Source organism: Phreatobacter aquaticus (genome assembly GCF_005160265.1).
Lineage (GTDB): Bacteria > Pseudomonadota > Alphaproteobacteria > Rhizobiales > Phreatobacteraceae > Phreatobacter > Phreatobacter aquaticus.
Map to the genome: position 1 here is coordinate 4,102,131 of NZ_CP039865.1, position 25,373 is coordinate 4,127,503.

The following is a 25,373-nucleotide window of genomic DNA, read 5'->3' on the forward strand; positions in this document are numbered from 1 at the left end:
GGGGCCCCGATCAGCCCGCGGCGTTCAGCATGCGCTTGCCGTTTCGGATGACCGCAATGAACATCGGGAAATTGACGCTGCCCTTCGCGTCGAAGGCCGCTGTCGTGCCCGCCGGGCCCTGGACAATCTGCCAGTCCTTCATGCCGCTCTTCAGCATCTTCTGGATTTCCAGCCCGTCCGGCTTGCCGACGCGGCGCATGGCCTCCAGCGCAATGGTGGTCGAGTCATAGCCGAGCGAGGAGAACGTGTTGGCGTCCTGGTTGAAGCGCGGGCGGAAGCGCTCGGCAAAGGCCTTGCCCACCGGATTGGGCGTCGAGGCCTCGAACAGGGTCGCCACCGCGAAGCCCTCGCAGGCAGGGCCCGCCAGCTTGATGAAATCGTCCGAGATCATCGAGCCGGAGCCAACGAACTGGGTGCGAAGGCCGACCTCAGCCGCCTGGCGCACGATATTGGCGCCGTCGCCCGCCCAGCCGCCGATATAGACCGCTTCGGGGCGAATGGTGCGCAGCTTGGTCAGCATGGACGAGAAGTCCTGCTCGCCGGCATTGTAGCTGTCTTTGGAGACGATCGAGCCGCCGACACCCGTCACCACCTTGGTCACCTGCTCGGCGAGCGTCAGGCCGTAATTGGTGTTGTCGTGGATGATCGCGACCTTGGTCTTCTTGAACAGCTGGACGATCGCCTTGGCGGTATCCTCGCCCTGCCCGTTGCTGTCCGGCCAGGAGCGGAAGAACCACGGATCGCCCGGCGTGTTCTGGTCGGTGACCAGCGCGCCGGTCGACCCACCCGAAAGCATCGGCACCTTGTATTCGGCCGAGACCTTGGACGCCGCGGCGGCAACCGCCGATGCGTAGGTGCCGATGATGAAGGGCACCTTGTCGCGCTCGATCAGGCGGCGCACGGCCGTCACGCCCTTGGTGGAATTGCTCTCGTCATCTTCCATGACGAGTTCGATCTTGCGGCCGAGCACGCCACCCTTGGCGTTCCATTCCTCGACGGCGAACTGCAGCCCCTGGATGATCTGGCGGCCTTCGATGCTGGCGCCTCCCGACAGCGGCAGCATGCCGCCGATCTTGATCGGGCCGGTATCCTGCGCCCGGACGATGGCCGGTGCGGCGACGCTCGCACCGAGGATGCTCAGCATGTGACGGCGGGAGAAATGCGTCATGGTCAGATCCTCTCGGGTGGCAGGAACGTATCGTCTAACAATACGATCATATTGAATTATGCTCTTCTGGCATTCAGAGTGTCAAACATCATTCGACACCCCGCCTTTTCGAAAACGTCATGGCTTCCATGCAACCGGTGACCGGCTGCGTCAGGTTGCCGAGTGCCGCGCCATCAGGCAGCCGTGACCCGCAACGGCAATGTCGCCAGGCTGCGCAGATTGTTGTTGAGACGCCGCGTCGTGTCTCCCGCCATCTCGAGCGTCGCGGCCCGGCGCGCCAGCGCCTTCAGCACCGCCTCGCCCTCGAGCCGGGCGACCATCTGTCCGACGCACATGTGCACGCCATGGCCGAGTGCCACATGGCCGAGCAATTGCCGGTTGAGGTCGAACTCGTCCGGCCGCTCCCAGCGATCGGGATCGCGGTTGGCCGAGCCGAGCAGCATCAGGATCTTGCTGTCATAGGGCACCGTCACGCCCTCGATCTCGACATCCCGCATGGTCTGGCGGCAGACGTTCTGGATCGGCGTCTCCAGCCGCATCGCCTCTTCCAATGCACCGCGCGCCCGGTTCGGGTCCTCGCGCAGCAGGGCAAACTGGGCGGGATCGCGGGCGAGATACCAGAGTGCCGCGGAAATGGCGCTGGAGGTTGAATCGAGCCCGCCGCGCAGGAATGAGCGCACCAACAGCGGCGCCACCTCCTGTTCGATTTCCCCGGCATCGGCCGCCTGGAAGATCTTCTCGCCAAAGCCGCCCGGCACCATGGCCTCGCGGCGCATCATGGCCTGGTACCAGTCCTGGATGCCGTCGGCGCGCCGCTGGGTGTCCTCGTAGCGGGCGTTCCTCGGGCCCTGTCCGTCGAAGTTCAGCGCGCCGAGCAGGAACAGGTTGTCGCGCCGCTCCGGCGAGTTCTCGAGGCCCAGCGCATCGGGGAACGTGGTGGCGACATAGGCCTCGGCGAGATCGTGGACGCCGCAGAATGTCCCCTGCTCCACCAGCGCCGCGACCTGGCGATCGGCCTCCCGCTCGAAGTCCTCCCGCCAGGCTCGGATCAGCGCCGGCGACAGGATGCGTTGCAGGGCGGAGCGAACCTTGGTGTGTACCGGCGGATCGACTTCGACGATCGGGCTTGCCGGTCGCCAGGCGCCTGGCTTGCGGATATCGCCGAGGCCCGAGCCACCGGTCGAGGAGAACGTCTCCCAGTCCTTCAGGGCCGGATGGATGCTCGCATGCCGGCCCATGACATAGACATTGTAGGTGCTGAGATAGGCGACGTGGCCTGCCGCCCGGACCGCATCGAAGGTCGCAAAGGGCGAGTTCAGCGAGGCGTCGCTATAGGGATCGACGTCGAGGATCGGTGCCGTGATCTCATTCAGGCTTGTGGCAGCTGCTTGGACCATGGTGATTTCCCTTCAAGCCCCCCTGCACTGGCCGATCGGAGCAAGTGCCAGGCCATATTGGCATCGTATCGGCTGCAAATACGGTGGTATCGGGCGATGATTGAACGGCGACCCTGATTCAATGTCAATTCTGCCAGCGCGCTGCGGAGCAGCAATATCCCCGTTGCATGGCACGATCGGTCATGCCTCCATGGGGGCATGCCTGCCGCAGATCGTCGCTGCGGCGCGGGCCGCCGGGCGCAAGCAAGGGTCTCCGGCTTGTTCCAGGAAACCTCCGGCTGTGAACCGGGGCGGCAAGCATTTCAGGCGGAGCGAGGTCTCCGTCCTGTTCCACGAAACCTCCGCCTGTGGCCAACGCCGGAGAGCGCTCAGGCCAGCCAGCGCTTGCGCCGCCGATAGTGCTTCACGGCGTGGTAGTCGACGCGCTGATGGCCACCGAGATAGGCCTCGGCGACGTCGGGATTGGAGCCCAGCACTTCGGCCGTGCCGCTCATCAGGATGCGGCCGTTCTCGATCAGATAGCCGGAATGGGCGATCTCGAGCGCCGCGATGGCGTTCTGCTCGACCAGCAGAACGGCCACACCGCTGGTCTCGTTGATGCCGCGCACGATGTCGAAGATCTCGTCGACCAGGAACGGCGCAAGCCCCAGGCTCGGCTCGTCGAGCATGAGGAGCTTCGGCTCGGTCATCAGCGCGCGGGCGATGGCCAGCATCTGCTGCTCGCCGCCGGAGAGATAGCCGGCCTTCGCCTTGGCGCGCTGGGCAAGCCGCGGAAATGTCTCGAACATTCTATCGACCAGCGCCGAGACATGGCCGCGGTCGCGATGCATGGTGGAGGCAGCCAGCAGGTTCTCCTGCGGCGTCAGATGGCCGAAGACCCGCCGGCCTTCCAGCACATGGGCAATGCCGAGCCGCACGCGATCCGGGGGATCGAGCGCCAGGATATCCTGGCCGGCAAAGGTCACCTCGCCGCGCGAGACCTCGCCGCGTTCCGGCTTCAGGAGGCCCGAGATCGACTTCAGCACCGTGCTCTTACCGGCGCCATTGGCGCCGAGCAGCGCCACGAGGCCCCGTTCCGGCACCTCGATCGACACGCCCTTGACCGCGAGGAACACGCGGTCATAGGCGACTTCGACATTGTTGAGCGTCAGAAGGGACATGGCGCGAGGGCTCCGCGGGCGGGTGTCCGGGCCGCACGGATGCGGCCCGGCCGTCATTGGCTATGGGCTTTTGGGGCTCACTTGCCCGTGCGGCGGAACTCTTCCGAGTACTTGCGGATCTCGGTCCAGACGATGTCCTGGTTGGCCGTGAACCAGTCGGTGATCGGCACGAACTTCGCGCCATCCCAGCGGGCGACGCGGCCCATGCCGCCGCCCTGATGATCTTCCTTGGTCACCGTCGTCGGCGGCAGCATGCCCTCGGCGGTGAAATTGGAGATCGAGCGCAGGCCCTCGTTGAGCCAGGGACCGGTGACGGGCCCGTTCGGCGCCTTCTCGGCGGCCTTGCGGACGCCTTCGACCATCAGGGACGCCATCTGCACCCCGTAGTTGTAGTAGCCGGTGCCGACCTTGGCCTCGGGGCCTGCGCCCTTCCCCTTGGCAACCACCTCGGCGAGGATGTCCTTGATGATCTTCGGTTCGCGGCCACCGACGCAGGGCTCGATCTTCATCACGCCCTTGGCGGCTTCACGGCCGACCACGTCCATGTCCGATTCCGAGATCCAGACGCTCGACGACACGCGATCCATGCGCAGGCCGTTGCGGACCGCCTCCGTCAGCGCAACCGTCTGGCCGACGCCGGCGCCCCAGAAGATGACGAAGTCCGGACGGGCGCGCCGCACCTGCGGCCAGATCGCAGCCTGGTCGTTGCCCGGCGGCGTATAGGGGAAGGCGACGAGCTCGAAGCCCATCTTCTGGCTCAGCACCTGCAGGATCGGCAGCGGCTCCTTGCCGAAGGGGGTGTCGATATGAACGAACACCACCTTCTTGCCGCGTACATTGCCGTTCTCGAGCTTGGCAAAGTGGTCGATGATCAGACCGGCCTGGGTCCAGTAATTGATCGACAGCGGCAGCACATAGGGGAAGGCCGTGCCGTCGGCCGCGTCCGAGCGGCCGGAATAGGCCGTGATCATGTTGATCTTGTCTTCGAGTGCGCGTGGCACCAGCGCACGGGCCACCGGCGTCGACAGCGGATCGATCAGAACCGAGCCCTCGCGCTTGCCGCGCTCATAGGCTTCGATCGCGCGCGGCAGGTCGTTCGCATGGTCCGACACATCGGCGACGATCTTGTAGCCGCCGACGCCACCGCGCTCGTTGATCAGCGTGAAGTAGTCGCGCTGACCCTGGCTGTATTCCGAGGTCACGAACGTGTAGATGCGCGTGAAATCCTGCGCGAGGGTGAAGCGCACCACCTTTTCCTGGGCAAAGGCGCCCGTGGTGCTGATGGCCGGAACCGCCAGTGCGGCGGCCGTGCCTGAGACGAAAATGCGACGGTTGACTGCCATGGTGTGTTTCCTCCGCCCTTGGTTTTTTGTGCCGTCACCGCTGGGCATGGCGGAACGGCCAGACAAGCAGATAATTGCGGACATTGCCGTAGACCTTGGCAAGCCCGAGAGGCTCGTAGAGCAGGAAGCCTATCACCAGCGCGCCATAGGCCATCAGCGGCAGATGGGCGCGCAGGTCGATCGGGATGTTCATGCCAAACGAGGTCGCGGCAAAGCCGAGCATGTTGTTCAGCACGATCGGCGCGAACAGGATGAGGGCTGCGCCCAGGAACGGCCCGAGCACGCTGCCAAGCCCGCCGACAATGATCATGGCGAGCAGCTGGATCGACAGTTCGATGTGAAACTGGTCGGGCGACACCGCGCGCAGATAGCAGACCGCCAGGACTGAACCGGCCACGCCGCCGATGAACGACGACACCCAGAAGGCAAGAAGCTTGTACTTGAAGGTGGAGACGCCAAGGATCTGCGCCGCATAATCCTTTTCGCGCACTGCCGCGAGCGCCCGGCCGAAGCTGGTGCGCCCGACATTCAGCATGAACAGCGCGATGACAAAGCAGACGCCGAGCGCGAAGTAATAGGTCTCGACCTCGCCCCTCAGGCTGACGCCGAGAAAGCGCACCGGCGGCACCTGCAGCGTCGCCAGTGACCCGCCCGAGATGGCCGGTGTCTGAGAGATGACGAAATCGACGATATACTGCATGGCGAGCGTCGCCATGGCGAGATAGATGCCCTTCACGCGCAGCGCCGCTGCGCCGAAGATGATCCCGATCGAGGCCGACAGGAGCCCGCCACCGATCATCGCGATTTCCAGCGGCACGCCGAAGCGCACCATGTGCACCGAGCCATAGGCCCCGATCGCCATCACCGCGCCATAGCCGAGATGGATCTGCCCTGCCCCGCCCATCAAGAGGTTCAAGCCCAGCGCCGCCGACGACCAGATCAGCCAGGGCAGCAGATAGCCGGCGAGATAGAGCCGGTCGATGGTGAAGGGCGCTGTGACCAGGAAGGCCAGGATGACGAGGATCAGCAGGCGGTCGAAGCCCAGCGGAAACAGCTGGCGCTCGTCCTGGTAGCGGGTGTGGCGGATGCCGGCGCGACGATAGAACATGGCTCACACCCTCTCGATGTGCTCGCGGCCAAACAGGCCGTGCGGCTTCAGGAGCAGGGTCAGAAGGATGATGACGGAGGCAACGATGTCGCGGGTGCCGCCGCCGACCAGCGGGTCGAGCACGCCGGTCGCAAGACTTTCGGCAACGCCGACGATCAGACCCGCAAGCAGCACACCGGGAATGGAGTCCAGGCCACCGAGGATGGCAATCGCTAGCGCCTTGATCAGCAGGAGTGACAGCGACCAGTCGACCCCCTGGGTTGCGCCCCAGAGAATGCCGGCGCCGGTCGCTGTGACCGCGCCAAGTCCCCAGGCAACCGCGATGGCGCGTTCCACCCGGATACCGACCGACCAGGAGGCTGTCTGGTCGTCCGCCACAGCCCGCATGACGATGCCGTAGCGCGAGTTGAAGAACACCAGCGACAGAATGATGAGCGCGAGCGAAATGCCGCCGCCGATCATGGTGGCGCGGTTGATGAGCAGTTCGCCGACAAAGATCGGCGCCTGCGGAATACCGACGTCGAGCCGCTTGACCGCTGCCCCGAACACGCCGGGCATGACGCCGCGCAGCAGGATCTCGATGCCGAGCGTCAGCATGATCGTCATGATCACCGGCTGGCCGATCATGCGCCTCAGCGCCAGGCGCTCGACCATCACGCCACCGAAGAACATCACGACGAGCGCAGCCATGATGGCGAGCCACATGGGAGCGCCGAGGCCTGCCGAGATCGCCCAGGTAATATAGGCGCCCGTCATGGCGATGGCGCCCTGCGCCAGATTGGCGAGGCCCGACGTCTTGTAGATCAGCACGATGCCGAGCGAAACGAGCGCATACATGAGCCCGACAAAGACGCCACTGAGGGCAAGTTCCGCGACCAGGATATAGTCCATCAGAGGGGAACCTCGCTGATCGTGAGGGTTCGGCGGATGATGCCGCGCTCGCCGCTCTCATAGGTGATCGCGGCGTCGAAGACGGTCTCGCGCTCGCCGCTATAGAGGGCGGAAATCAGCGGCGCGTAGGTCGTTTCGATCGTGTTGCGGCGAAGCTTGCGGGTGCGCGTGATCTCGCCGTCGTCGGCGTCGAAATCCTTGTGCAGATTGACGAAGCGCCGGATGCGAAGCCCCTCAGGCTGCAGCTTGTTGACATGGACCATCACGCCCGCGATCAGCGTCGCGACCTCCGGCTTCTGCGACAGATCGGCATAGGATGTGTAGGAGATGCGGTGCTCCTCCGCCCAATGGCCGACGGCGTCGAAGTCGATGCAGACGATGGCGGTCAGCTGGTCGCGGCCAGCCCCCATGACGGCAACATTCCGGACATAGGCGCTGAATTTCAGCCGGTTCTCGATGAAATTCGGGATGTAGCGCTCGCCCGATGCCGTGCGCACCACCTCGCTGACACGCCCCAGCACGACCAGATCGCCGTCCGCGTCGATCAGGCCAGCGTCACCCGTGTGCAGCCAGCCGTCGATGATCGCCTTGGCCGACCCCTCGGGATCGTCGAAATAGCCGTCGATGACCGAAGGCGAGCGCACGAGGATCTCGCCGCTGTCGTCGATCTTGAGTTCCACACCCGCCATCGGCCGGCCAACCGTGTGCAGCTTCACATGGCCTTCGCTCTGCGCCGCCGTCAGCGCGCAGGTCTCCGTCTGGCCGTAGAACTGCTTGAGCTTGATACCAAGCGCACGGAAGAACAGGAACGTGTCCTCACCCAACGCCTCGCCGCCGGTAAAGGCACGCTCGGCGCGGGTCAGGCCCAGATAGTCGCGGAGCGGCGCATAGACCATCAGATCGCCGATCCGGTCGATGATCGCCTCGGCAAGCGTCGGCGTGCCGCCGGCCAGGCGCTTGCGCTCCAGCTCCACCGCACGAGGCATGAACAGGTCGAACAGCCAACGCTTCAAAGGCGTCGAGTTCTTCATGCCGACCTGGATGCGGGTGAGCATCTGGTCCCAGGCCCGCGGTGCCGCAAGATAGAAGGTCGGTGAGACCTCGCGCAGGTCGTGCATCACGGTTTCCTGGCGCTCGGGGATGTTGATGGTGGCCACCATCATCAGCCCGGCACCCAGCGTGAACACGAAATCGCCGACCCAAGCTGTCGGCAGATAGGCGAAAAGCTCTTCGTTCTTGCGGAAATAGCCGCTTTGGGCGGCGTTCAGCACACCGCGCGTCACGTTCTTGTGGCGGAGTGGAATGCCCTTGGGCAGGCCCGTCGTGCCCGACGAATGCAGAAGGACCGTCACGTCATCCGGCCCGGCCTTGCCGATCAGCTCGGCCATCAGACCGGGATCGCGGGCCAGCCGCTCGCGGCCCTCGGCGATGATCTGATCGAACGACACGATGCCGGCATCGTCGTAACTGTCGAGGCCGCGCTTGTCGTCATAGACGATGGTGGTCGGCCGCCCGATCTTGGCCCGCAGTTCCAGGAGCTTGTCGACCTGTTCCTGATCCTCGCCGACCGCGACGGTGGGCGCGCCGTGGCGGGTCGCGGCGATCAGTTCGTCCAGCGGAATGTCAGGATAGGCCGGCGACGGAAAGGCCCTGACCATGTTGGCGGCCAGCATCGCATAATAGAGCCTTGGCCGGTTGTCGCCGATGATGGTCAGCGCCGAACCGGGCGTCAGCCCGCGGGCCTCGAAGCCTGCCGCGATCGCCGCGACTTCCTCCAGCACCTCGCGCCAGTTCTGCTCCTGCCAGACGCCATATTTCCGCTCGCGGAAGGCCACCCGGTCGGAATGGTCAGCGGCATTGCGGGCAAGCGCTGCGACCAGCGTCGCCGGCTCGCCATCGGCATGTTTCGGCCAGGTCGTCGGAAGGGGGTGGCTGCGGAGGGGCGCGTTCATGACGCGACCCCCGCATTGTGGCGCTTGGCTCCCCGCTCGCCGAGATAGGCGGAGACGACCTTGGGATGCGCAATCGCCTCCTGCGGGCGGCCCTGCGAGATGATCTCGCCATAGCTCAGCACCACCACGCGGTCGCAGATCGCCGTCACCACATCCATGTGGTGCTCGATGATCAGGATGGTGACGCCGCGCGATTCCCGGGCATCCAGGATGAAGCGGGCGATATATTCCTTCTCCTCCTGGTTCATGCCGGCCATGGGCTCGTCCAGAATGAGGAAGCGCGGTTCGGCGACCAGGGCGCGGGCAAGCTCGACGCGCTTCTGCAAGCCCAGCGGGATGGTCTCCACCGGCTCGTCGCGGATATCCTGGAGCTGCATGAACTCGATGATTTCCTCGACGAAGCGGCGGTGCGCCAGCTCCTCCTTCTCGGCCCACCACCAGTAGAACAGCGTGCCGAGCGCGCTGGGATGCATGTGGGTGTGACGGCCGATCAGGATGTTGTCGAGAACGCTCATGCCCTTGAAGAGCGCGAGGTTCTGGAAGGTGCGGGCGACGCCCTTCCGCGCGATCTGATGCGGCGCGACATGGGTGATGTTCTCGCCGAACAGCGTCACCGTGCCGGCATTGGGCGGATAGAAGCCGGTAACGACATTGACCAGCGTCGTCTTGCCCGAACCATTCGGCCCGACGAGGCCGAAGATCTCGCCCTCGCGGACGTCGAGCGAGGTCCCCTTCAGCGCCTTGAGGCCGCCGAACGACCGCTCGATGCCGTCGCAGGCCAGCACGATCGGCCGGTCGGACAGGATTTGCATGCTGGAGTTCGTGGGGTTCATCACCGCCTCACATCCTGAACACGCCGTAATGGGGATCGCCGCCGGGCGCATTGAGCGCCGCCGACAGCGCGATGGCCAGCGCATTGCGCGTATCGACCGGATCGAGGATGCCGTCGTCCCAGATCTCCGACGTCGAGTAATAGGCGCTCGACTGGCGGCGGTACTCCTCCAGGATCGGATCGCGGATGGCGGCAATGCCCGCGGCATCCAGCGTCTCGCCGTGGCGCGCGAGCTGGCGCACCTTGATGTCGGCGAGCACGTTGGAGGCCTGTTCAGCCCCCATCACCGAGATCTGGCTCTGCGGCCACATGAACAGGAAGCGCGGATCGAAGGCCCGGCCCGACATGCCGTAATTGCCGGCGCCGAACGAGCCATTGACCACCACTGTGATCTTCGGGACCTCGAGGCCCGCCACGGCCATGATCATCTTGGCGCCGTCCTTGGTGATGCCGCGATGCTCGTATTCCCGGCCGATCATGTAGCCGGTGATGTTCTGCAGGAAGAGAACCGGCGTGCGGTTCTGGTCGCAGAGCTGCATGAAATGGGCACCCTTGAGGGTGGAATCGTTGAACAGCACGCCATTGTTGGCGAGGATCCCGACCGGGCAGCCCCAGACATTGGCAAAGCCGCAGATCAGGCTCGTGCCATAGGCCGGCTGGTACTCGTGGAAGCGCGAGCCATCGACCACGCGCGCGATCACCTCGCGCATGTCGAACTGCACCTTGATGTCGCGCGGAATGACGCCGTAGAGCTCGGAGGGATCATAGGCCGGCGGCTCGGGATCGGCCCATTGCACCTGAGCCTTCGGCCGCTTCGGGAAGGTGCCGACGATCTCGCGGGCAATCGCGATGGCGTGCCGCTCGTTGGTCGCGGGATAGTCCGCCGTGCCGGAGATGCGGGTATGGACATCGGCGCCGCCGAGATCGTCCACCGTCACCTCTTCGCCTGTTGCCGCCTTCACCAGCGGCGGACCGCCGAGGAAGATCGCCCCCGTGCCGTTGACGATGACATTATACTCGGAGAGCGCCGGCACATAGGCACCGCCGGCCGTGCAATGGCCGAGAACGATGGCCACCTGCGGAATGCCCATCTTCGACAGCGTCGCCTGGTTGCGGAAGATCCGGCCAGCCAGATAGCGGTCGCCGAACAGTTCCGCCTGCAGCGGCAGGAAGCCGCCGGCGCTGTCGCAGAGATGGACCACCGGCAGCCGGTTCTCGATGGCGATGTCGAGGACGCGGACGATCTTCTTGACCGAGAGCGGATACCAGGCGCCGCCCTTCACGCTAGCATCGTCGGCGTGGATGATGACTTCCCGGCCCGACACGATGCCGATGCCGGACACGATGCCGGCGCCCGGCACGTCGCCGTCATAGGCCTGGTTGGCAGCGAGTGTCGACAGTTCGAGGAAGGGCGTGCCGGGGTCGAGCAGTGCCTCGATCCGGTCGCGCACGAACATCTTGCCCTGGCGGGCCAGCCGGTCGAGATCGCGCTGAGGCCGGATCAGCCGGGCCTGTTGCTGGCGTTCCTTGAGGGCTGCCGCCAGCGCCTGGTTATGCGCCCGGTTGGCGGCGAACTCGGATGATCGGGTGTCGAGGGCTGAGATGATCTTGCGCATGTCAGACCGCTCCCGAACCGAGGGTGACCAGCGGCGCATCGCGGTCGAAGCTTTGGCCGGCCGCCACATGCAGTTCGGCGATAACCCCGTCGTGCCAGGCGCGGATCGTCGTCTCGAGCTTCATGCTCTCGATCACCACGAGCGGATCACCAGTCGTCACTGCATCGCCGACAGCCACATCGACGCGCACAACGGTGCCGGGCATCGGCGCGCGCGCGACATCGCCACCGGCGCTGTCGTCGGCATCGGCGAAGCGCCGGGCGGGATCGAGATGGCGGACCTGATAGGTGCGGCCGCCGAGATGCAGGTGGATCACTTCGCCCTCGATCACCATCAGCACCGGCTCGCGCCGGCTGTCGACGCTGAGTTCGCGGTCAAGGCCCTGGCCGTCGAGCGAGACACGGGCACGGCCCGCGTCGCCCTCCAGGCGATAGGCCTGACCATCGCGGGCGAGCCAGACCTCGGTTTCCGTGCCGTCGATGTCGAAAGCGTGCCGCATGTCAGTTCCGCCAGCCCCCGATGGCCGCATGAAGCGGCGGCACGGCATCCGCGCCATCGCGCACCGCGCGGGTCGCAAGGGCCGCAACCGCTGCGATCCGGCGCAAGAGATCGGCCGAGAGCGTAGGCTCGGCGGCAAGATCCGGGTTCTCGTCGATCCAGCCGGTATGGACAGCGCCCGCCGCGAAGTCGGGATGGGCCATCAGCCGATCCAGAAAGCCGCCATTGGTCTCGCAGCCGAGCAGCGCGAAGCCGGCCAGCGCCTTGCGTGCCCGCGCAATCGCGGTCGCTCGGTCGGGGCCATGCACGATCACCTTGGCAAGCATCGGATCGAACGCCGTCGTCACCCGCTGCCCCTCGGCAATGCCGATATCGACGCGGATCCCCTCGCCTGTCGGCAACCTCAGCGCCAGCACGGAGCCGGTGGTCGGCGTGAAGCCGCGCGCCGCCGATTCCGCATAGATCCTGAGCTCGATCGCATGGCCGGTGGAGCGGATATCGCCCTGTCCGAAGGCCAGCCGCTCGCCGGCGGCCACCCGCAGCTGCGTCTCAACCAGATCGATGCCGGTGACCTCTTCGGTCACGGGATGCTCGACCTGCAGGCGGGTGTTCATCTCGAGGAAGTAGAACTCGCCGCCGCCGAAGATGAACTCCACTGTGCCGGCATTGCGATAGCCCGCGGCCCGCGCGATGCCCGCCGCGGTCTCGCAGATGCGGCTTCGAAGCTCGGGCGTCAGCGCCGGCGACGGCGTCTCCTCGACGATCTTCTGGAAGCGCCGCTGCACCGAGCATTCCCGCTCGCCGAGATGGACGACCGTGCCGTGGCCATCGCCCATGACCTGCACCTCGATATGGCGGGGCCGCTCGACGAAGCGCTCGACATAGAGTCGGCCGTCGCCGAAGTAGCGCTCGCCCTCGCTGCGGGCCTGGGCGATCTCCTGATCGAGCAAGGCCATGTCGCGGACGATCCGCATGCCCTTGCCGCCGCCGCCAGCTGACGGCTTGACCAGCAGCGGAGCGCCGAGCGCCCTCGCCCGCTCGACGAAGCTTGCCGGATCCTCGTCCTCGATCGCCGAGGGCGCGACCGGGAAACCCCGCTCGGCGACGAAGGCGCGCGCGCGGATCTTGTCGCCCATCAGGTCGATCGCCTCGGGCGTCGGGCCGACGAAGGTCAGGCCTGCAGCCGCTACAGCGCGGGCGAAGCCAGCATTCTCCGACAGGAAGCCATAGCCCGGATGGATCGCGCCTGCGCCGGTGCGCCGCGCAGCCTCGATGATCTGCGCCCCATCGAGATAGGCGGCAACGCCGGTACGGCCCTCGATCGCCACCACCTCGTCGGCGCCAAGCGTTGCCGGCGAGCCCGCATCGGCGGCGTGGGCGACAACGACGGTCCTCAGCCCCAGTCGCTTGGCGGTCCGGATGATCCTGAGTGCGATCTCGCCGCGATTGGCGACCAGCAGCGTGTCGAAGGGAAAGCCGCTCATGCCTCACCCTCCGGCCGGGCCATCAGGCCGAAGCGCAGCAGCTGGACCAGGCCCGCCGCCGTCGCGTCGATGTCGAGAGGCCGGCCATTCACCGCGGCCCAGGTCCGGTGTTCGATCGCGCCGAAGATGACGTCGCGGACCAGCCGGATATCGATGTCGCTGCGCACCACGCCCTTGGCGATCCCGCTCTCGATGATGCGCACGAGAATGGACGTATAGCGGCGGTTCAGCTGCTGCACCGCCGAGCCCTGATAATCGGCCGCCGTGCGCACTTCCGAGATGAACAGGCGGCAGGCATCGGCCTCCAGCACGAAGGCTTCGATGTGGCGGTGGATGATGCCGTGGAGCCGGACCTCGAACGGCGCCTCGCGGGCGGCGATCGCCTCGAGGTCGACCATGGTCCGCTCGTAGAACTCGGTCAGGACCGCGTTCAGCAGGTCGCGCTTGTTCTGGAAGTAGCGATAGACTAGGCCGTCCGAGACGCCTGCGGCGCGCGCGATGTCGGCAATCGAGGTGCCCTCGAAGCCACGCTGCGCAAAGGCCTCACGCGCCGCGCCGAGGATCGAATCGTGCCGATCCTGCATCCGTTTCGCTGAGATCACGGGCATGGAAATGCCCTCGCCGCGGCGGTGCCGCTGCCGACCTGGACCATCGTTTCCTCCTTGGATTGCGCCTCTGTGAATTGAAGCGGGCGCTTGCCAAGTGCGCAATACTGAATATCATTCACTGAAACCTGTCAACACGCGACAAGCGGCGACAACGTCCTGGGGAGGACACCATGACCACCACCCTGACAGCTGGGCGGAACAGCCCCTATTCGGCCTTCGATCTCTCGCCGGACCAGCTGGAAATCCTTGATCTCGCATCGAAATTCTCGCGCGATGAATTGCTGCCGCTGCAGCCGAAGATGGACAACGAGGAATGGTGGCCGCCTCAGGCTATGCCGGCGCTGGCCGGCATGGGGTTCCTGGGGGTGACCGTTCCGGAGGAGCTTGGCGGCTCGGGCTCGGACTTCTTCACCTCCGGCCTGATCACGCAAGGGTTGGCCCGCTACAACCCGTCGGTCGCGCTCTCCTATGTGGCGCACGAGAACCTCTGCCTCAACAACATCGCCCGGAACGGCGGCGACGATGTGAAGAAGCGCTTCGTGCCCGGGCTCTGCGACGGCACCAAGATCGGCGCCCTCGCCCTGACCGAGCCCGGCGCAGGCTCCGACGCTCTCGGCTCGATGGCCACCACCGCCCGCCTCGACGGCGACCATTACGTGCTGAATGGCCGCAAGCTCTACATCACCAACGGTCCCGTCGCCGATGTCGTGCTGGTCTATGCCAAGACCGACAAGTCGAAGGGCGCCAAGGGCATTTCCGCCTTCGTCGTCGAGAAGGGCACGCCCGGCTTCGCGGTCGCCCAGAAGCTCGACAAGATGGGCTTTCGCGGCTCCACTACAGCCGAACTGACCTTCGACGATTGCCGCGTTCCCGCCGCCAACATGGTCGGCCCGGAGAATCGCGGCGTCGCCGTCGTCATGAGCGGCCTCGACCTGGAACGCGCCATCGTCGCCATGATCAATGTCGGTATGGCCGAGCGCGCGCTCGATCTCGCCATCGACTATGCCAAGACCCGCCAGCAATTCGGCAAGGCGATCGGCGAGTTCCAGCTGGTCCAGGGCAAGCTCGCGGAGATGTATGTCACCGTCGAGGCCATGAAGGCGCTCTGCTATCGCACGCTCGCTCAGTGCAACGACCTCGCCGAGGGCGATGGCGGGCGCGGCGAGGTGCACAAGGTGACGGCCGCCGCCATCATGTTCGCGGCCGAGGGCTGCACCCGCGTCATTTCGGATGCGGTGCAGATCTTCGGCGGCGCCGGCTACATGCGCGAAACCGAGGTCAATCGGCTCTATCGCGCCTCCAAGCTGCTGGAAATCGGCGCCGGCACCACCGAGATCCGCAAGCTGATCATTGCCGGCGAACTGCTGCGCTGAGCCCGGCAATGGCTGCCCTATGGCTCGAAACGCGCCGGCCGGCGCTCGATGAAGGCCGAAATGCCTTCGCGGAAATCGGCGCTGCCGGCCCGCTCGATGAACGAGGCCTTCTCGGCGGCCAGCTGGTCGGCGAGCGTGCCCGTGGTGGCCAGGCCCACCAGCCGCTTCACCGCGGCATTGGCGCCATTGGCACCGCCCGCGATGCGCGCAGCCAGCGCCAGGGCTTCAGCCTCGAGCTGGTCGGGCGCAACCACCTTGTTGACGAGACCGAGGCGGAGCGCGGTCGCGGCATCCATGGGATCGTTGGTGAGCATCATTTCCATGGCGACGCGCGGTCCGAGCAGCCTCGTCAGCGACCAGGTCGTGCCACCATCCGGGCTCGTGCCGATCTTGGTATAGGCCGACAGGAAGGTGGCGTTGTCGGCGGCAATGGCCAGATCGCAGGCCATGGCGAGACCAAGCCCGCCACCGGCGACCGGCCCCTGCAACGCCGCGATGATCGGCTGCGGCATCGCCCGCATCGCGCCAATGGCCTTGTGGAACAGGTCGATCAGCCGGGTCGCGGCCGCCGGTGCATTCATCAGGTCCTGATGGAACAGGGTGAGATCGCCGCCCGCCATGAACGACCGGCCGGCGCCGGCCAGAACGACAACCCGCACTTTTTTATTGGCGGAAAGATCGCTCATCGCGGCGACCAGTCCCTCGCCCATCGCGACATCCAGCACGTTCAATTGCTTGGGGCGATTGAGCCGAACGGTCGCGACCGGTCCCTCCACGCTGACGACAACCACGTCCTCCGACATCGCATCCTCCCTGATCGCCCTGTGCGTCCGGGCGGTTGCCGCGAGGGTCACCCAAAAATGAATGAACTTCAACGGGGAGAAACCGATGAGTGACGTGCGCGTCGACCAGCGCGGCCAGGCACTGTGGCTCACCATCGATCGCGAGGACAAGCGCAATGCGATGGACGATGGCGTCCTTCAGGCGCTCCGCGAGGGCGTCGAGGAGGCCGGCCGCCGCCCCGGCATCCGTGCCGTCGTCATCACCGGCGCCGGAACCAAGGTGTTCTGCGCCGGCGGCAACCTCAAGCCGGACGCCGATGGCGATCCCTTCCGCGTCGATCCGAACCGGCTCGACAATCCGGTCGCCCTGCTCTTCAAGGCCCTCGACGAATGTCCGGTGGCGACCATCGCCCGCGTCAACGGCCATGCGCTCGGCGGCGGTTTCGGCCTCGTCTGCGCCTGCGACATGGCGATTGCGGCTGATCACGCGAAGTTCGGCACGCCGGAAGCAACCCTCGGCCTGTTCCCGTTGATGATCCTGCCCGCCATGCTGCGTGTGCTGTCGCGCCGCGACGTGATGCGGCTCAGCATGACCGGCAAGCCGGTCTCGGCCAGCGAGGCGGTGGCGATCGGTGCGGTCAACGAGGCCGTGCCGTCGGCAGACCTCGATGCCGCCATCGACACGCTCGTGGAAGCGTTGGCAGGCGGCGCGCCGACCGCCATCCGCTTCGGCCGCCGTGCCCTCAACACCATTGCCGGCATGCCCTATCTCGACGGTATCGAATATGCCCAGCGTGTGCTGCCGCTGTTGGCCAAGACCGACGACGCGGTCGAGGGTTTCAAGGCCTTCAACGAGCGCCGCAAGCCGAACTGGGTTGTGACATGACGGGGAAATCCAGCATCCGCATCGGCTGCGCCTCTGGCTTCTGGGGCGATACCCCCCATGGCGCCCGGCAATTGGTCGAGCGTGGCGAGATCGACTACCTCGTCTTCGACTATCTCGCAGAGATCACCCTGGCGCTGCTGGCGCGCATCCGCGCCAAGAAGCCCAACCTCGGCTATGTCCCGGACTTCGTCGAGGGCCTGAGCCCGCTCCTGCCGGAAATTATGAAGCGCGGCATCCGCGTCGTCTCCAATGGCGGCGGCATGAACCCGGAAGCCGCTGCGGCCGAGTTGAGCAAACGCGCCCAAGCGCTTGGGCTGAATCCCAAAATCGCCGTCATCACCGGCGACGATCTTATCCCCAGGATCGAAGAGTTCCGTGCCACCGGCATCAGCGAGATGTTCACGGGCGAGCCGCTGCCGGAGCGGTTGACCAGCGCCAATGCCTATCTGGGAGCAACGCCCATCGCCCGCGCATTGGCGCTTGGCGCCGACATCGTGGTGACCGGCCGCTGCGTCGATTCCGCCGTCACGCTCGGCGCCCTGATGCAGGAGTTTTCCTGGAACAGGACGGAGTACGCGCTCCTGTCGGCGGGCAGCCTTGCCGGCCATCTGCTCGAATGCGGCGCGCAGGCAACCGGCGGCCTGTTCACCGACTGGGCCGAGGTTCCCGGCTGGGACGATATGGGTTTCCCCATTGCCGAATGCTATCCCGACGGCACCTTCGTCATCACCAAGCCGCCCGCAACCGGTGGGCTGATCTCGCCGCTCTCGGTGGGCGAGCAGATGCTCTACGAGATCGGCGATCCCGCCCGCTATCTCCTGCCCGATGTCGCCTGCGACTTCTCACGTGTCACCATGGTGCAGGACGGGCCGGACCGGGTGCGGGTCGAAGGCGCGCGCGGGAGTGCACCGACCGGCACGCTGAAGGTCAGCGCCACCTATCCTCAAGGGTTCCGCACCATCGGCACCGTCACCATTGGCGGCCGGGATGCCGCCCCCAAGGCGAAGCGGGCGGGCGAGGCCATCCTCAAGCGGGCGAGCCGGCTGGTCGAAGAGGCAGGCCTCGGGGCCTTCACCGAGACATCGATCGAAGTGCTCGGAGCTGAAGCGACCTATGGCGCTTCGGCGCGGATCGAGGCGACCCGCTCGCGCGAGGTCGTGCTGAAGATCGCGGCCCGCCATCCGTCCGAAGCAGCACTCGGCATGCTCGCCCGCGAGATTGCACCCGCCGCAACCGCCATGGCTCAGGGGCTGACAGGCTTCTATGCCGGCAGGCCGGGCGTCCAGCCGGTGATGAAGGGCTATTCGTTCCTGGTTCCGGCCGATGCCGTCCCGGCGACCCTGACGCTCGGCGACCATAGCGAGGTCATCGCCTCGCCCACCGGCACGCCCATGCCAGCCTCCGCGGCGGCGGCTCTTCCAGCCGGCGAGCCAGCCGCCACCGGCCCCTTGGCGCCGGTCCCACTGATCGCGCTTGCAGTCGGACGCAGCGGCGACAAGGGCAATTCGGCCAATATCGGCATCATCGCCCGCAAACCCACCTATCTCCAGCATATCAAGGCCGCCCTGACGCCGGACGCGATCCGCACGTTCTTCCGGCACACCGGCGTCACCCGCGTCGAACGCTTCGACCTGCCCGGCATGAACGCGCTGAACTTCGTGCTGCACGATTGCCTCGGCGGCGGCGGCGTTGCCTCGTTGCGCATCGATCCGCAGGGCAAGGCCTTCGCCCAGATGCTGATGGACATGCCGATCCCGGTGCCCTCCGAGATCGCGGCAGGTCTCACCAAGGGAACCCGTCCGTCATGACCGACCAAGACCTGCTCACCGCCCCCCTCACCTTTCGCGAAGACCTGCTGAAGGACCAGGTGGTTCTGGTCTCCGGCGCGGGCTCCGGCCTCGGCAAGGCGATCGCCATCCAATGCGCCAGGCTCGGCGCGAAGGTCGCGATCTGCGGCCGGCGGATCGAGCGGCTGGAAGTGACCGCCGAGCTCATCCGCTCCATCGGCGCCGAGGTCATGGTGCGCGCGGCCACCATCCGCGACGCCGAGGATGTCGACCGCCTCCACGGCGAGGTCTGGGACCGGTTCGGGCGCGTCGACCATCTGGTCAACAATGCCGGCGGCCAGTTTCCGCAAGCGGCAATCGACTATTCGGTGAAGGGCTGGAACGCCGTCATCGACACCAATCTCAACGGCCCCTGGTACATGATGCAGGCCGCCGCGAAGCGCTGGCGCGACGCCAAGATGCCGGGCTCGATCATCAACATCGTCACTGTCATCTGGCGCGGCATGCCGGGCGTTGCCCATACCTGCGCGGCGCGTGCCGGCGTCGTCTATCTCTCCAAGACGCTCGCCATCGAATGGGCGCCGCTCGCCATCCGGGTCAATTGCGTGGCGCCGGGCGCCATCGCGACCGAGGGCATGGACGTCTATTCCGAGGAAGCGCAGCGCGACCTGCCCCGCTCCAACCTCATGCAGCGCTATGGCCAGGCCCGCGATGTCGCCGATGCCGTGACCTATCTCGCCGGACCCTCCGGTGCCTTCGTCACCGGCGAGGTCATGGTCGTCGATGGCGGCAACCAGGTCTGGGGTGACCAGTGGACCATTCCCCGCCCCGACTATTTCAAGCGCGCGGACTGACGCGCGCTGAGACTGCATCAGGAACAGGAGAGCCGCCTCGGCGGTTAGGTCCCCTTGTGGTGCCAGGTGGCTCCGGTCACGATCCGGCTCCGACGACACGACGCAGCAGGAGGCACGACATGGCGGGCAAGGGTGCGATCTATCCCGATCTCGAGGGCAAATCGGTCATCGTGACCGGCGGCGGCTCCGGCATTGGCGCCGAGATTGTCCGCGCCTTCGCGCGCCAGAAGGCGAAAGTCGGCTTCATCGACATTGCGGAGGCGCCCTCCACCGCGCTCGCCGCCGAGCTCGGCAGCCATGTGCGTTTCGAGAAGGCCGATGTCACCGATATCGAGGCGCTGAGGCAGGCGATTGCCCGCATCCGCGAGGCCCACGGCCCGGTCGACATCCTGATCAACAACGCCGCCCATGACGATCGCCATCCGACGCCGGACGTGACGCCCGAGTACTTCGACGGCCGGATCGCGGTGAACCTGAAGCACCAGTTCTTCGCCTCCCAGGCCGTTCTGCCCGACATGGTCGCCAGGGGCGGCGGTGCCATCGTCAATTTCGGCTCGATCTCCTGGATGTCGTCCACCGGCGGCATGGCGATCTATACCGCCGCGAAATCGGCGGTGCTCGGCCTCACCCGCTCGCTTGCCCGCGACTATGGCGTCCACAACATCCGAGTGAACGCCATCGCGCCGGGATGGATTCTCACCGAGCGGCAGAAGGAAAAGTGGGTGACGCCGGAAGCCGAGGCGGAGCTCATGAAGGCTCAGTGCCTGAAGCGCTGGCTGAAGCCGGAAGAGATCGCCCGCTTCACGGTGTTCCTGGCCTCCGAGGAGGCCTCGGCCTGCACCAGCCAGCACTATGTCGTCGATGGCGGCTGGGTCTGATCGCATGACCCGTCCCTTCGGCGAGGTCCGCGGCCAGCCGGTTGTCGAGGCGCCGATCGGCGCCACCGGCATCGCGGCCAGCATCATCAGCTATGGCGCTATTCTCCGTGACCTCACAATCGAGACCGCCCGCGGCCCGGTCGGCGTGACCCTCGGCTATGCCGATGTCGGCTCCTATGTCACGGGACAGGGCTATGTCGGCGCCATTGCGGGCCGCTATGCCAACCGGATCGGCGGCGCCTGCTTCACGCTCGACGGCGAGACCCACCGGCCCGTGCCGAACGAGGGCGAAAACCAGCTCCATGGTGGTCCGGAAGGCTTTTCCAGCCGGGTCTGGCGGCTTGCCGAGGCCTTAGCCGACCGCGTGACGCTCGAGCTCGTCTCAGCCGACGGCGACATGGGCTTTCCCGGCGAGGTCCACGCCCGCGTCACCTACGAGGCGCCCGCGCCGATGATTTTGCGCATCACCACCGAGGCGACGACCAGCAAGGCGACCCCGTTGAACCTCGTCTCGCACGCCTACTGGAATCTCGATGGTGGCGGCGACATCCTCGGCCACAGGCTGACCATGGCCGCCGACCGGATCGTCGCGGTGGATTCCCACCTCATCCCCACCGGGGCACTGCCGGACGTGGCGGGCACGCCGTTCGATTTCCGCAAGCCCCGGCTGATTGGCGAGGCCGGAATCCATTACGACATCAACTATGCCCTAGACCGGCAGAGACCGGGCCTCGTCCAGGGCGCGGTGCTGCAGGGCCAGCGCTCCGGCATCCGGATGGAGGTCTGGACCACCGAGCCGGGCATCCAGCTCTATGACGGCAAGTTCCTCGGCGCGCCGTTCGGCCCCCATGGCGGGCTCTGCCTCGAATGCCAGCGCTTTCCCGATGCGCCGAACCAGCCGCAGTTCCCCAGCGCCATCCTGCGGCCCGGCGAAAGGTCGCGGCAGGTGACGGAGCTGCGTTTCTCCGCCGACGAGACCTGAGCCATCCGTCCGTTCATCACGTCGCCAAGACCAGCGATGCCCACCCCCCGCCGTCCCGTCCCAGCTCTGCCCGACCGAGCCAGCAGCATCGGGATGCCGTGCGGGCTTATGGACGCGCCGCCGCACCGGGCCTCTGTTTCAGTTTGCGCATAGGTACTCCAATACAAATGCAACGGTGATCGGAAGGCTTCATTAAGCATGTCCTCGCTACCTTGGCCGAGACAAGGATAGAGACATGACCATCATCCAGTTCCCGACGGCTCCCGCCCTCAATGCCAGCGAGCCCCATGATCTGCTGCTGGAAACGCTGCGAGCGGCAACCAATCAGCTGTCGCAGGCCGGCAAGGCGCTGGTCCAATGTGACTCGGAGCCGGCCGCCCGCGTCGAGGCAGCCAGCCATCTTGTCTCCGCCGGACAGAGCATCGTCGCCGCCCTCAACGCCTATCAACGCGGGCTGCAGCACGCTTCCGACCAGGCTGCAGGCTGAGCCCCCTAGGTCCGGCTGCCATCACGGCCTAGACTGAGGCCATGGAGCTTCTGCCGCCGACCATTGCCGATTCCGATTCGCTACGCCTGGCCTGCGAGATCCTGGCCCTCGACCGCGCTCCGGCAGGCCGCATGGCGCTGCGCCTCCGGCTGATGCAGCCGGATGTCTCCTGGCCCGCCCTCATTGATCTCGCCAACCAGCAGGGTGTGCTGGTCCCGCTCATCCACGCGCTGAAACAGGACGGCCTGCTTCTGCCGGTGCGCGCCGCCGCCAGTCCCGCCGAGCGCGAAAACCATGTCACCACCCGCCTCGACCAGGCCTACCGGGACCATCTGACCCGGCGCGCCGATCTGACCGACCAGATCGAAGCCATCATCAGGGCTTTGGCGCCGCTCGGCATCGAGCCGCTGCTGCTCAAGGGCGCGCGCCACCTTGTGGCGCCACTGTCGCCCTGGTGCGCGGCGCGCTCCATGCGCGACCTCGACATCTGCGTGGCCCCGGATCGGCTGGATGAGGCCGTCTCCACCCTCAGGACGCTTGGCTATGAGGCGATCGAGGAGGGAACGGCCTTTGATCATCATGCGCCCGCCATGGCCCTGACCGGTCGTCATGGTGCCGTTGAACTGCATGTCGATGCCCTGGCGCTTGGCGGCCGCAAGGTGCTGACCACTACCGAGGCCTGGCAGCACAGCGAACAGATCGTCGCAACCTTCGGCACCTTCCGGGTGCTGCGCCCGCAATGGCACCTGCTCCATGGACTTCTGCACCACGAGATCGCCGAGCGGGGCCATCGCCGGCATATTCTGGCCCTCAAGGGCCTGTTCGAATTTGCCAGCCTCGGCGTCTCATTGCCCGCCGCCCACTGGCAGGAGCTTGCCGATCACATGGCGGCGCGCGGCCAGGCGGCGGCTTTCGGCAGCTGGGTGGCGCAGGCCGGCATGCTGTTCGGGCTGCCCCTCCCCGACGGCCCCGCCATCACCCCCGATGCCCGGCGCCACGCCGAGGCCACGCTGGCGCGGGCGAGCGATCCCTATTGGCGGCGGCGCATCGGCTTCATTGCCGACCAGCTGCGCTTTGCCTTCGCCCGCGAGACGCTGGCACATCGCTACCGGATGGACGAGCGCGACGTGACGGTTGCGACGGCGCTGTCACAGGCCGGATCGATCCTCGGCCGCTATGGCCTCGGCATCGTGTCGCGGATCGCCGGCCGGCAGGACCGGTCGTCCTAAAGCGAACCGGCCCTGGCCGACGCGAGCGACGCCTTGACCAGCATCTCCTGCCGGTTCGGTGCGGTCAGCGCCGCTTGCCGGTAATGGACCGCGGCATCCGCGAAACGCCCGCTGCGGAAGGCCGCCAGCGCCAGCGATTCCTGCGCCAGATGGGTGAAGATCGCCTTGTCATAGGCGAGGTCCTCGTCGTGGAAGGTCTCGGCGTCGATCGCCGCCAGCCGCTCGAACACCGGCAGGGCCTGGGCGATATCGCCCCGCTCGAGCGCGATTTTCGCCTCGATCCATTGCAGCGCGAGATGGCGGGGGAACCGCGCACGCGCCTCGGCCAGCAGGGCGTCCACCGCTTCGCCGCTCCCATGCAGATGCTGGATGAGTGAGAGATAGGGCGTGCTTTCGCTGTCACGGATCGCGGAGGCCGGCAGGCGGGCAATGGCGGCAATGCCATTGCGCCAGGCCTCCACCGCGCCTTCATTGTCACCGGCCGTCTTCAGCTGATCGCCAAGATGCCACCAGCAATAGACGCGGTTCGGATCCTCGGCGAGATAGCGGCGCAGCAGCGGCAGGTTGCGCGGCACCTTGGCCGCCTGGTCGTCCTCGTAGCCGACATGGTCGAGTGCCACGTCGCACATCCCGACGTGAAGCCCGTCCGCGCGGCAGACAGCGTCCACCGTTCCATGGACACGCTCATGCACCACGCCTTCGAAGCGGATGCGCGGATCCCTGCGGAACAGGCGGAGCTCGGAATAGGCAGTCCAGCCGACACGCGGATGCAGCCGCAGGCGGGCGGCCGCGATATCCGGCCGGTCGATCTGCTGGCGCCAGTCCGCGGTCAACGGACGGAACCGCTCGTCGGCATCGATATAGAGGATCCAGTCGCCGGTCGCCTGCTCCAGCGCCGCATTGCGGGCAGCGGAAAAGTCGTCGCACCAGGGGAAGAAGCCGAGCTTGACCGGATAGCGCCTGGCCCGCTCGACCGTATCGTCGGTCGAGCCCGTGTCGACCACGACGATTTCATCGACAATGCCGGCCAGCGACGACAGGCAATCCTCGATGAAGCGCGATTCGTTCTTGACGATGAGCGTTGCGGACAATCGCATGAGACAATCCGCAGCCTGTCACCAATCAGCAGCGGGACAGAAGACCACGCCGCAGGACCGGCGGGGCCTGGTCAGCCGGCGCCGACACCCGAACCGTTGGCAACCTGCGCATAGGCCTTCGAGATGACCAGTCCGTCCATGGCGAAGGAGGCGACGACCGGAGCCGCGAAGGCAGCGCCCTTGACCAGGCTGTCGAGCGTCGCTCGCTTGGAGCTGTCGACGGCTTCAAGGGCCTTACCGTTGTCGATCTTCATGACGTGCCCCAACCCCGATTTCCGAATTCAGACTCTGTAGGACCAACCCAGGCGAAACACAATCGAGTCCATGCCAAGGCGCTGCCGATCCCCCGACAGGATACCCGTCGGGACCGCTCGTCAGTCGGGGGTGACGCCCGACCCATTGGCGACCTGCGCCTGGGCCCGGGAGACGACCAGTGCGTCCATGGCGAAGGAGGCGACGACCGGTGTCGCGAAGGCAGCGCCCTTGACCAGCTTGTCCAGCGTTGCCCGCTTGGAGCTGTCGATGCCTTCCAGGGCCTTGCCAATCTCTGTGTTCGACACGTGCACCAACCCCGATTGCGAATTGAGACTCTTCATGACCAACACAAGCGAAAGCGAAGCAATCCCCGCGTCAAGTCGCGGACAATTCCCCAAAACAACGCCTGACTGGACTATTCGTTAGTTGCCCCCGACGCCCGACCCATTGGCGGCCTGAGCCTGGGCCCGGGAGACGACCAGTGCGTCCATGGCGAAGGAGGCGACGACCGGGGTCGCGAAGGCAGCGCCCTTGACTAGCTTGTCCAGCGTCGCCCGCTTGGAACTGTCGATGCTCTCAAGGCCCTTGGCGTTGTCGTTCATCATGCTGATTCCTGCGGTCCGGATGATCTGTCTGAAAGACCTAATACAAACTTCGCAGGACGACAATCACGCCAGTGTCGCAAGGCAGGGATTATCCACTAAAC

At 66.2% G+C, this 25,373-nt stretch carries 25 protein-coding genes; 8 read left to right on the forward strand and 17 right to left on the reverse strand.

Going from position 1 to position 25,373, the window contains the following annotated elements:
• Window positions 1-10: 10 nt before the first annotated feature.
• The 12 genes from E8L99_RS19470 to E8L99_RS19525 form a co-directional block, all read right to left on the reverse strand.
• Window positions 11-1,168: an ABC transporter substrate-binding protein gene (locus E8L99_RS19470; RefSeq protein ID WP_137101103.1), complete on the reverse strand. Its 1,158-nt coding sequence runs from the start codon at window positions 1,166-1,168 to the stop codon at window positions 11-13.
• 173 nt (window positions 1,169-1,341) lie between these two features.
• Entirely contained in the window at window positions 1,342-2,565 is a 1,224-nt protein-coding gene (locus E8L99_RS19475) for a cytochrome P450 (protein WP_137101104.1), read from the reverse strand.
• Window positions 2,566-2,933: 368 nt separating this feature from the next.
• Window positions 2,934-3,725, reverse strand: a complete 792-nt coding sequence (locus E8L99_RS19480) for an ABC transporter ATP-binding protein (RefSeq protein WP_137101105.1) — start codon at window positions 3,723-3,725, stop codon at window positions 2,934-2,936.
• Window positions 3,726-3,802: 77 nt separating this feature from the next.
• Window positions 3,803-5,068: an ABC transporter substrate-binding protein gene (locus tag E8L99_RS19485; RefSeq protein WP_168201739.1), complete on the reverse strand. Its 1,266-nt coding sequence runs from the start codon at window positions 5,066-5,068 to the stop codon at window positions 3,803-3,805.
• 34 nt (window positions 5,069-5,102) lie between these two features.
• Window positions 5,103-6,176 carry a branched-chain amino acid ABC transporter permease gene (locus tag E8L99_RS19490; RefSeq protein ID WP_137101107.1) on the reverse strand — a complete coding sequence of 358 codons (1,074 nt, stop codon included), beginning with the start codon at window positions 6,174-6,176 and terminating at the stop codon, window positions 5,103-5,105.
• Between the two features lie 3 nt (window positions 6,177-6,179).
• Window positions 6,180-7,067 carry a branched-chain amino acid ABC transporter permease gene (locus tag E8L99_RS19495; protein ID WP_137101108.1) on the reverse strand — a complete coding sequence of 296 codons (888 nt, stop codon included), beginning with the start codon at window positions 7,065-7,067 and terminating at the stop codon, window positions 6,180-6,182.
• Window positions 7,067-9,019 (reverse strand): AMP-dependent synthetase/ligase, encoded by a 1,953-nt coding sequence (locus tag E8L99_RS19500; protein WP_137101109.1) that lies wholly within the window; start codon window positions 9,017-9,019, stop codon window positions 7,067-7,069. Before E8L99_RS19500 ends, E8L99_RS19495 begins: the two co-directional genes overlap by 1 nt.
• Entirely contained in the window at window positions 9,016-9,831 is an 816-nt protein-coding gene (locus E8L99_RS19505; RefSeq protein WP_215907019.1) for an ABC transporter ATP-binding protein, read from the reverse strand. The genes E8L99_RS19500 and E8L99_RS19505 overlap by 4 nt, the downstream gene beginning before the upstream one ends.
• A gap of 28 nt (window positions 9,832-9,859) precedes the next feature.
• Entirely contained in the window at window positions 9,860-11,467 is a 1,608-nt protein-coding gene (locus E8L99_RS19510) for an acyl-CoA carboxylase subunit beta (RefSeq protein ID WP_137101111.1), read from the reverse strand.
• A gap of 1 nt (window position 11,468) precedes the next feature.
• A complete protein-coding gene (locus tag E8L99_RS19515) occupies window positions 11,469-11,966 on the reverse strand; it encodes an acetyl-CoA carboxylase biotin carboxyl carrier protein subunit (protein WP_210421778.1) in 498 nt (165 codons plus the stop codon).
• A 1-nt stretch (window position 11,967) separates the two neighbouring features.
• Window positions 11,968-13,449, reverse strand: a complete 1,482-nt coding sequence (locus E8L99_RS19520; RefSeq protein WP_137101113.1) for an acetyl-CoA carboxylase biotin carboxylase subunit — start codon at window positions 13,447-13,449, stop codon at window positions 11,968-11,970.
• Complete coding sequence (locus tag E8L99_RS19525; protein WP_137101114.1) at window positions 13,446-14,057, reverse strand: TetR/AcrR family transcriptional regulator; 612 nt, start codon at window positions 14,055-14,057, stop codon at window positions 13,446-13,448. The genes E8L99_RS19520 and E8L99_RS19525 overlap by 4 nt, the downstream gene beginning before the upstream one ends.
• Before the next feature lie 170 nt (window positions 14,058-14,227).
• Here E8L99_RS19525 and E8L99_RS19530 point away from each other — a divergent pair, with 170 nt between their 5' ends.
• A complete protein-coding gene (locus tag E8L99_RS19530; protein ID WP_137101115.1) occupies window positions 14,228-15,430 on the forward strand; it encodes an acyl-CoA dehydrogenase family protein in 1,203 nt (400 codons plus the stop codon).
• Between the two features lie 17 nt (window positions 15,431-15,447).
• Here E8L99_RS19530 and E8L99_RS19535 read toward each other — a convergent pair whose 3' ends face one another.
• Complete coding sequence (locus E8L99_RS19535) at window positions 15,448-16,233, reverse strand: enoyl-CoA hydratase/isomerase family protein (RefSeq protein ID WP_137101116.1); 786 nt, start codon at window positions 16,231-16,233, stop codon at window positions 15,448-15,450.
• A gap of 85 nt (window positions 16,234-16,318) precedes the next feature.
• Between E8L99_RS19535 and E8L99_RS19540 the strand changes: the two genes are divergently transcribed.
• The 7 genes from E8L99_RS19540 (at window position 16,319) to E8L99_RS19570 (ending at window position 23,315) form a co-directional block, all read left to right on the forward strand.
• The gene (locus E8L99_RS19540) at window positions 16,319-17,098 is read left to right on the forward strand and encodes an enoyl-CoA hydratase-related protein (RefSeq protein WP_168201740.1); all 780 of its coding nucleotides are present in this window, start codon (window positions 16,319-16,321) and stop codon (window positions 17,096-17,098) included.
• A complete protein-coding gene (locus E8L99_RS19545) occupies window positions 17,095-18,906 on the forward strand; it encodes an acyclic terpene utilization AtuA family protein (protein ID WP_137101118.1) in 1,812 nt (603 codons plus the stop codon). Before E8L99_RS19540 ends, E8L99_RS19545 begins: the two co-directional genes overlap by 4 nt.
• Entirely contained in the window at window positions 18,903-19,739 is an 837-nt protein-coding gene (locus tag E8L99_RS19550; protein ID WP_137101119.1) for an SDR family oxidoreductase, read from the forward strand. Before E8L99_RS19545 ends, E8L99_RS19550 begins: the two co-directional genes overlap by 4 nt.
• Before the next feature lie 119 nt (window positions 19,740-19,858).
• Window positions 19,859-20,617, forward strand: a complete 759-nt coding sequence (locus E8L99_RS19555; protein WP_137101120.1) for an SDR family NAD(P)-dependent oxidoreductase — start codon at window positions 19,859-19,861, stop codon at window positions 20,615-20,617.
• A 4-nt stretch (window positions 20,618-20,621) separates the two neighbouring features.
• Complete coding sequence (locus E8L99_RS19560; RefSeq protein ID WP_137101121.1) at window positions 20,622-21,599, forward strand: aldose epimerase family protein; 978 nt, start codon at window positions 20,622-20,624, stop codon at window positions 21,597-21,599.
• A 235-nt stretch (window positions 21,600-21,834) separates the two neighbouring features.
• Complete coding sequence (locus E8L99_RS19565) at window positions 21,835-22,086, forward strand: hypothetical protein (RefSeq protein WP_137101122.1); 252 nt, start codon at window positions 21,835-21,837, stop codon at window positions 22,084-22,086.
• A gap of 41 nt (window positions 22,087-22,127) precedes the next feature.
• Window positions 22,128-23,315 (forward strand): nucleotidyltransferase family protein, encoded by a 1,188-nt coding sequence (locus E8L99_RS19570; RefSeq protein ID WP_137101123.1) that lies wholly within the window; start codon window positions 22,128-22,130, stop codon window positions 23,313-23,315.
• Here the strand turns inward: E8L99_RS19570 and E8L99_RS19575 are convergent.
• From E8L99_RS19575 to E8L99_RS19590, 4 genes are all read right to left on the reverse strand, one after another.
• Window positions 23,312-24,412 carry a glycosyltransferase family 2 protein gene (locus E8L99_RS19575; RefSeq protein ID WP_137101124.1) on the reverse strand — a complete coding sequence of 367 codons (1,101 nt, stop codon included), beginning with the start codon at window positions 24,410-24,412 and terminating at the stop codon, window positions 23,312-23,314. The genes E8L99_RS19570 and E8L99_RS19575 overlap by 4 nt on opposite strands.
• Before the next feature lie 71 nt (window positions 24,413-24,483).
• Entirely contained in the window at window positions 24,484-24,666 is a 183-nt protein-coding gene (locus E8L99_RS19580) for a hypothetical protein (RefSeq protein WP_137101125.1), read from the reverse strand.
• A gap of 120 nt (window positions 24,667-24,786) precedes the next feature.
• Window positions 24,787-24,972, reverse strand: coding sequence for a hypothetical protein (locus E8L99_RS19585; protein WP_137101126.1), 186 nt, complete (start codon window positions 24,970-24,972; stop codon window positions 24,787-24,789).
• Window positions 24,973-25,089: 117 nt separating this feature from the next.
• Window positions 25,090-25,272 (reverse strand): hypothetical protein, encoded by a 183-nt coding sequence (locus tag E8L99_RS19590; protein WP_137101127.1) that lies wholly within the window; start codon window positions 25,270-25,272, stop codon window positions 25,090-25,092.
• Window positions 25,273-25,373: the final 101 nt, after the last annotated feature.

Bases quoted from the DNA above. Each gene is read 5' to 3' on its own strand.
- E8L99_RS19515 (WP_210421778.1), bottom strand. From the start codon at position 11,966: ATGCGGCACGCTTTCGACATCGACGGCACGGAAACCGAGGTCTGGCTC.
- E8L99_RS19490 (WP_137101107.1), bottom strand. From the start codon at position 6,176: ATGTTCTATCGTCGCGCCGGCATCCGCCACACCCGCTACCAGGACGAG.
- E8L99_RS19525 (WP_137101114.1), bottom strand. From the start codon at position 14,057: ATGCCCGTGATCTCAGCGAAACGGATGCAGGATCGGCACGATTCGATC.
- E8L99_RS19570 (WP_137101123.1), top strand. From the start codon at position 22,128: ATGGAGCTTCTGCCGCCGACCATTGCCGATTCCGATTCGCTACGCCTG.
- E8L99_RS19560 (WP_137101121.1), top strand. From the start codon at position 20,622: ATGACCCGTCCCTTCGGCGAGGTCCGCGGCCAGCCGGTTGTCGAGGCG.
- E8L99_RS19485 (WP_168201739.1), bottom strand. From the start codon at position 5,068: ATGGCAGTCAACCGTCGCATTTTCGTCTCAGGCACGGCCGCCGCACTG.
- E8L99_RS19475 (WP_137101104.1), bottom strand. From the start codon at position 2,565: ATGGTCCAAGCAGCTGCCACAAGCCTGAATGAGATCACGGCACCGATC.
- E8L99_RS19540 (WP_168201740.1), top strand. From the start codon at position 16,319: ATGAGTGACGTGCGCGTCGACCAGCGCGGCCAGGCACTGTGGCTCACC.
- E8L99_RS19580 (WP_137101125.1), bottom strand. From the start codon at position 24,666: ATGAAGATCGACAACGGTAAGGCCCTTGAAGCCGTCGACAGCTCCAAG.
- E8L99_RS19520 (WP_137101113.1), bottom strand. From the start codon at position 13,449: ATGAGCGGCTTTCCCTTCGACACGCTGCTGGTCGCCAATCGCGGCGAG.
- E8L99_RS19495 (WP_137101108.1), bottom strand. From the start codon at position 7,067: ATGGACTATATCCTGGTCGCGGAACTTGCCCTCAGTGGCGTCTTTGTC.
- E8L99_RS19530 (WP_137101115.1), top strand. From the start codon at position 14,228: ATGACCACCACCCTGACAGCTGGGCGGAACAGCCCCTATTCGGCCTTC.
- E8L99_RS19535 (WP_137101116.1), bottom strand. From the start codon at position 16,233: ATGTCGGAGGACGTGGTTGTCGTCAGCGTGGAGGGACCGGTCGCGACC.
- E8L99_RS19545 (WP_137101118.1), top strand. From the start codon at position 17,095: ATGACGGGGAAATCCAGCATCCGCATCGGCTGCGCCTCTGGCTTCTGG.
- E8L99_RS19510 (WP_137101111.1), bottom strand. From the start codon at position 11,467: ATGCGCAAGATCATCTCAGCCCTCGACACCCGATCATCCGAGTTCGCC.
- E8L99_RS19550 (WP_137101119.1), top strand. From the start codon at position 18,903: ATGACCGACCAAGACCTGCTCACCGCCCCCCTCACCTTTCGCGAAGAC.
- E8L99_RS19565 (WP_137101122.1), top strand. From the start codon at position 21,835: ATGACCATCATCCAGTTCCCGACGGCTCCCGCCCTCAATGCCAGCGAG.
- E8L99_RS19480 (WP_137101105.1), bottom strand. From the start codon at position 3,725: ATGTCCCTTCTGACGCTCAACAATGTCGAAGTCGCCTATGACCGCGTG.
- E8L99_RS19575 (WP_137101124.1), bottom strand. From the start codon at position 24,412: ATGCGATTGTCCGCAACGCTCATCGTCAAGAACGAATCGCGCTTCATC.
- E8L99_RS19505 (WP_215907019.1), bottom strand. From the start codon at position 9,831: ATGCAAATCCTGTCCGACCGGCCGATCGTGCTGGCCTGCGACGGCATC.
- E8L99_RS19555 (WP_137101120.1), top strand. From the start codon at position 19,859: ATGGCGGGCAAGGGTGCGATCTATCCCGATCTCGAGGGCAAATCGGTC.
- E8L99_RS19470 (WP_137101103.1), bottom strand. From the start codon at position 1,168: ATGACGCATTTCTCCCGCCGTCACATGCTGAGCATCCTCGGTGCGAGC.
- E8L99_RS19590 (WP_137101127.1), bottom strand. From the start codon at position 25,272: ATGATGAACGACAACGCCAAGGGCCTTGAGAGCATCGACAGTTCCAAG.
- E8L99_RS19500 (WP_137101109.1), bottom strand. From the start codon at position 9,019: ATGAACGCGCCCCTCCGCAGCCACCCCCTTCCGACGACCTGGCCGAAA.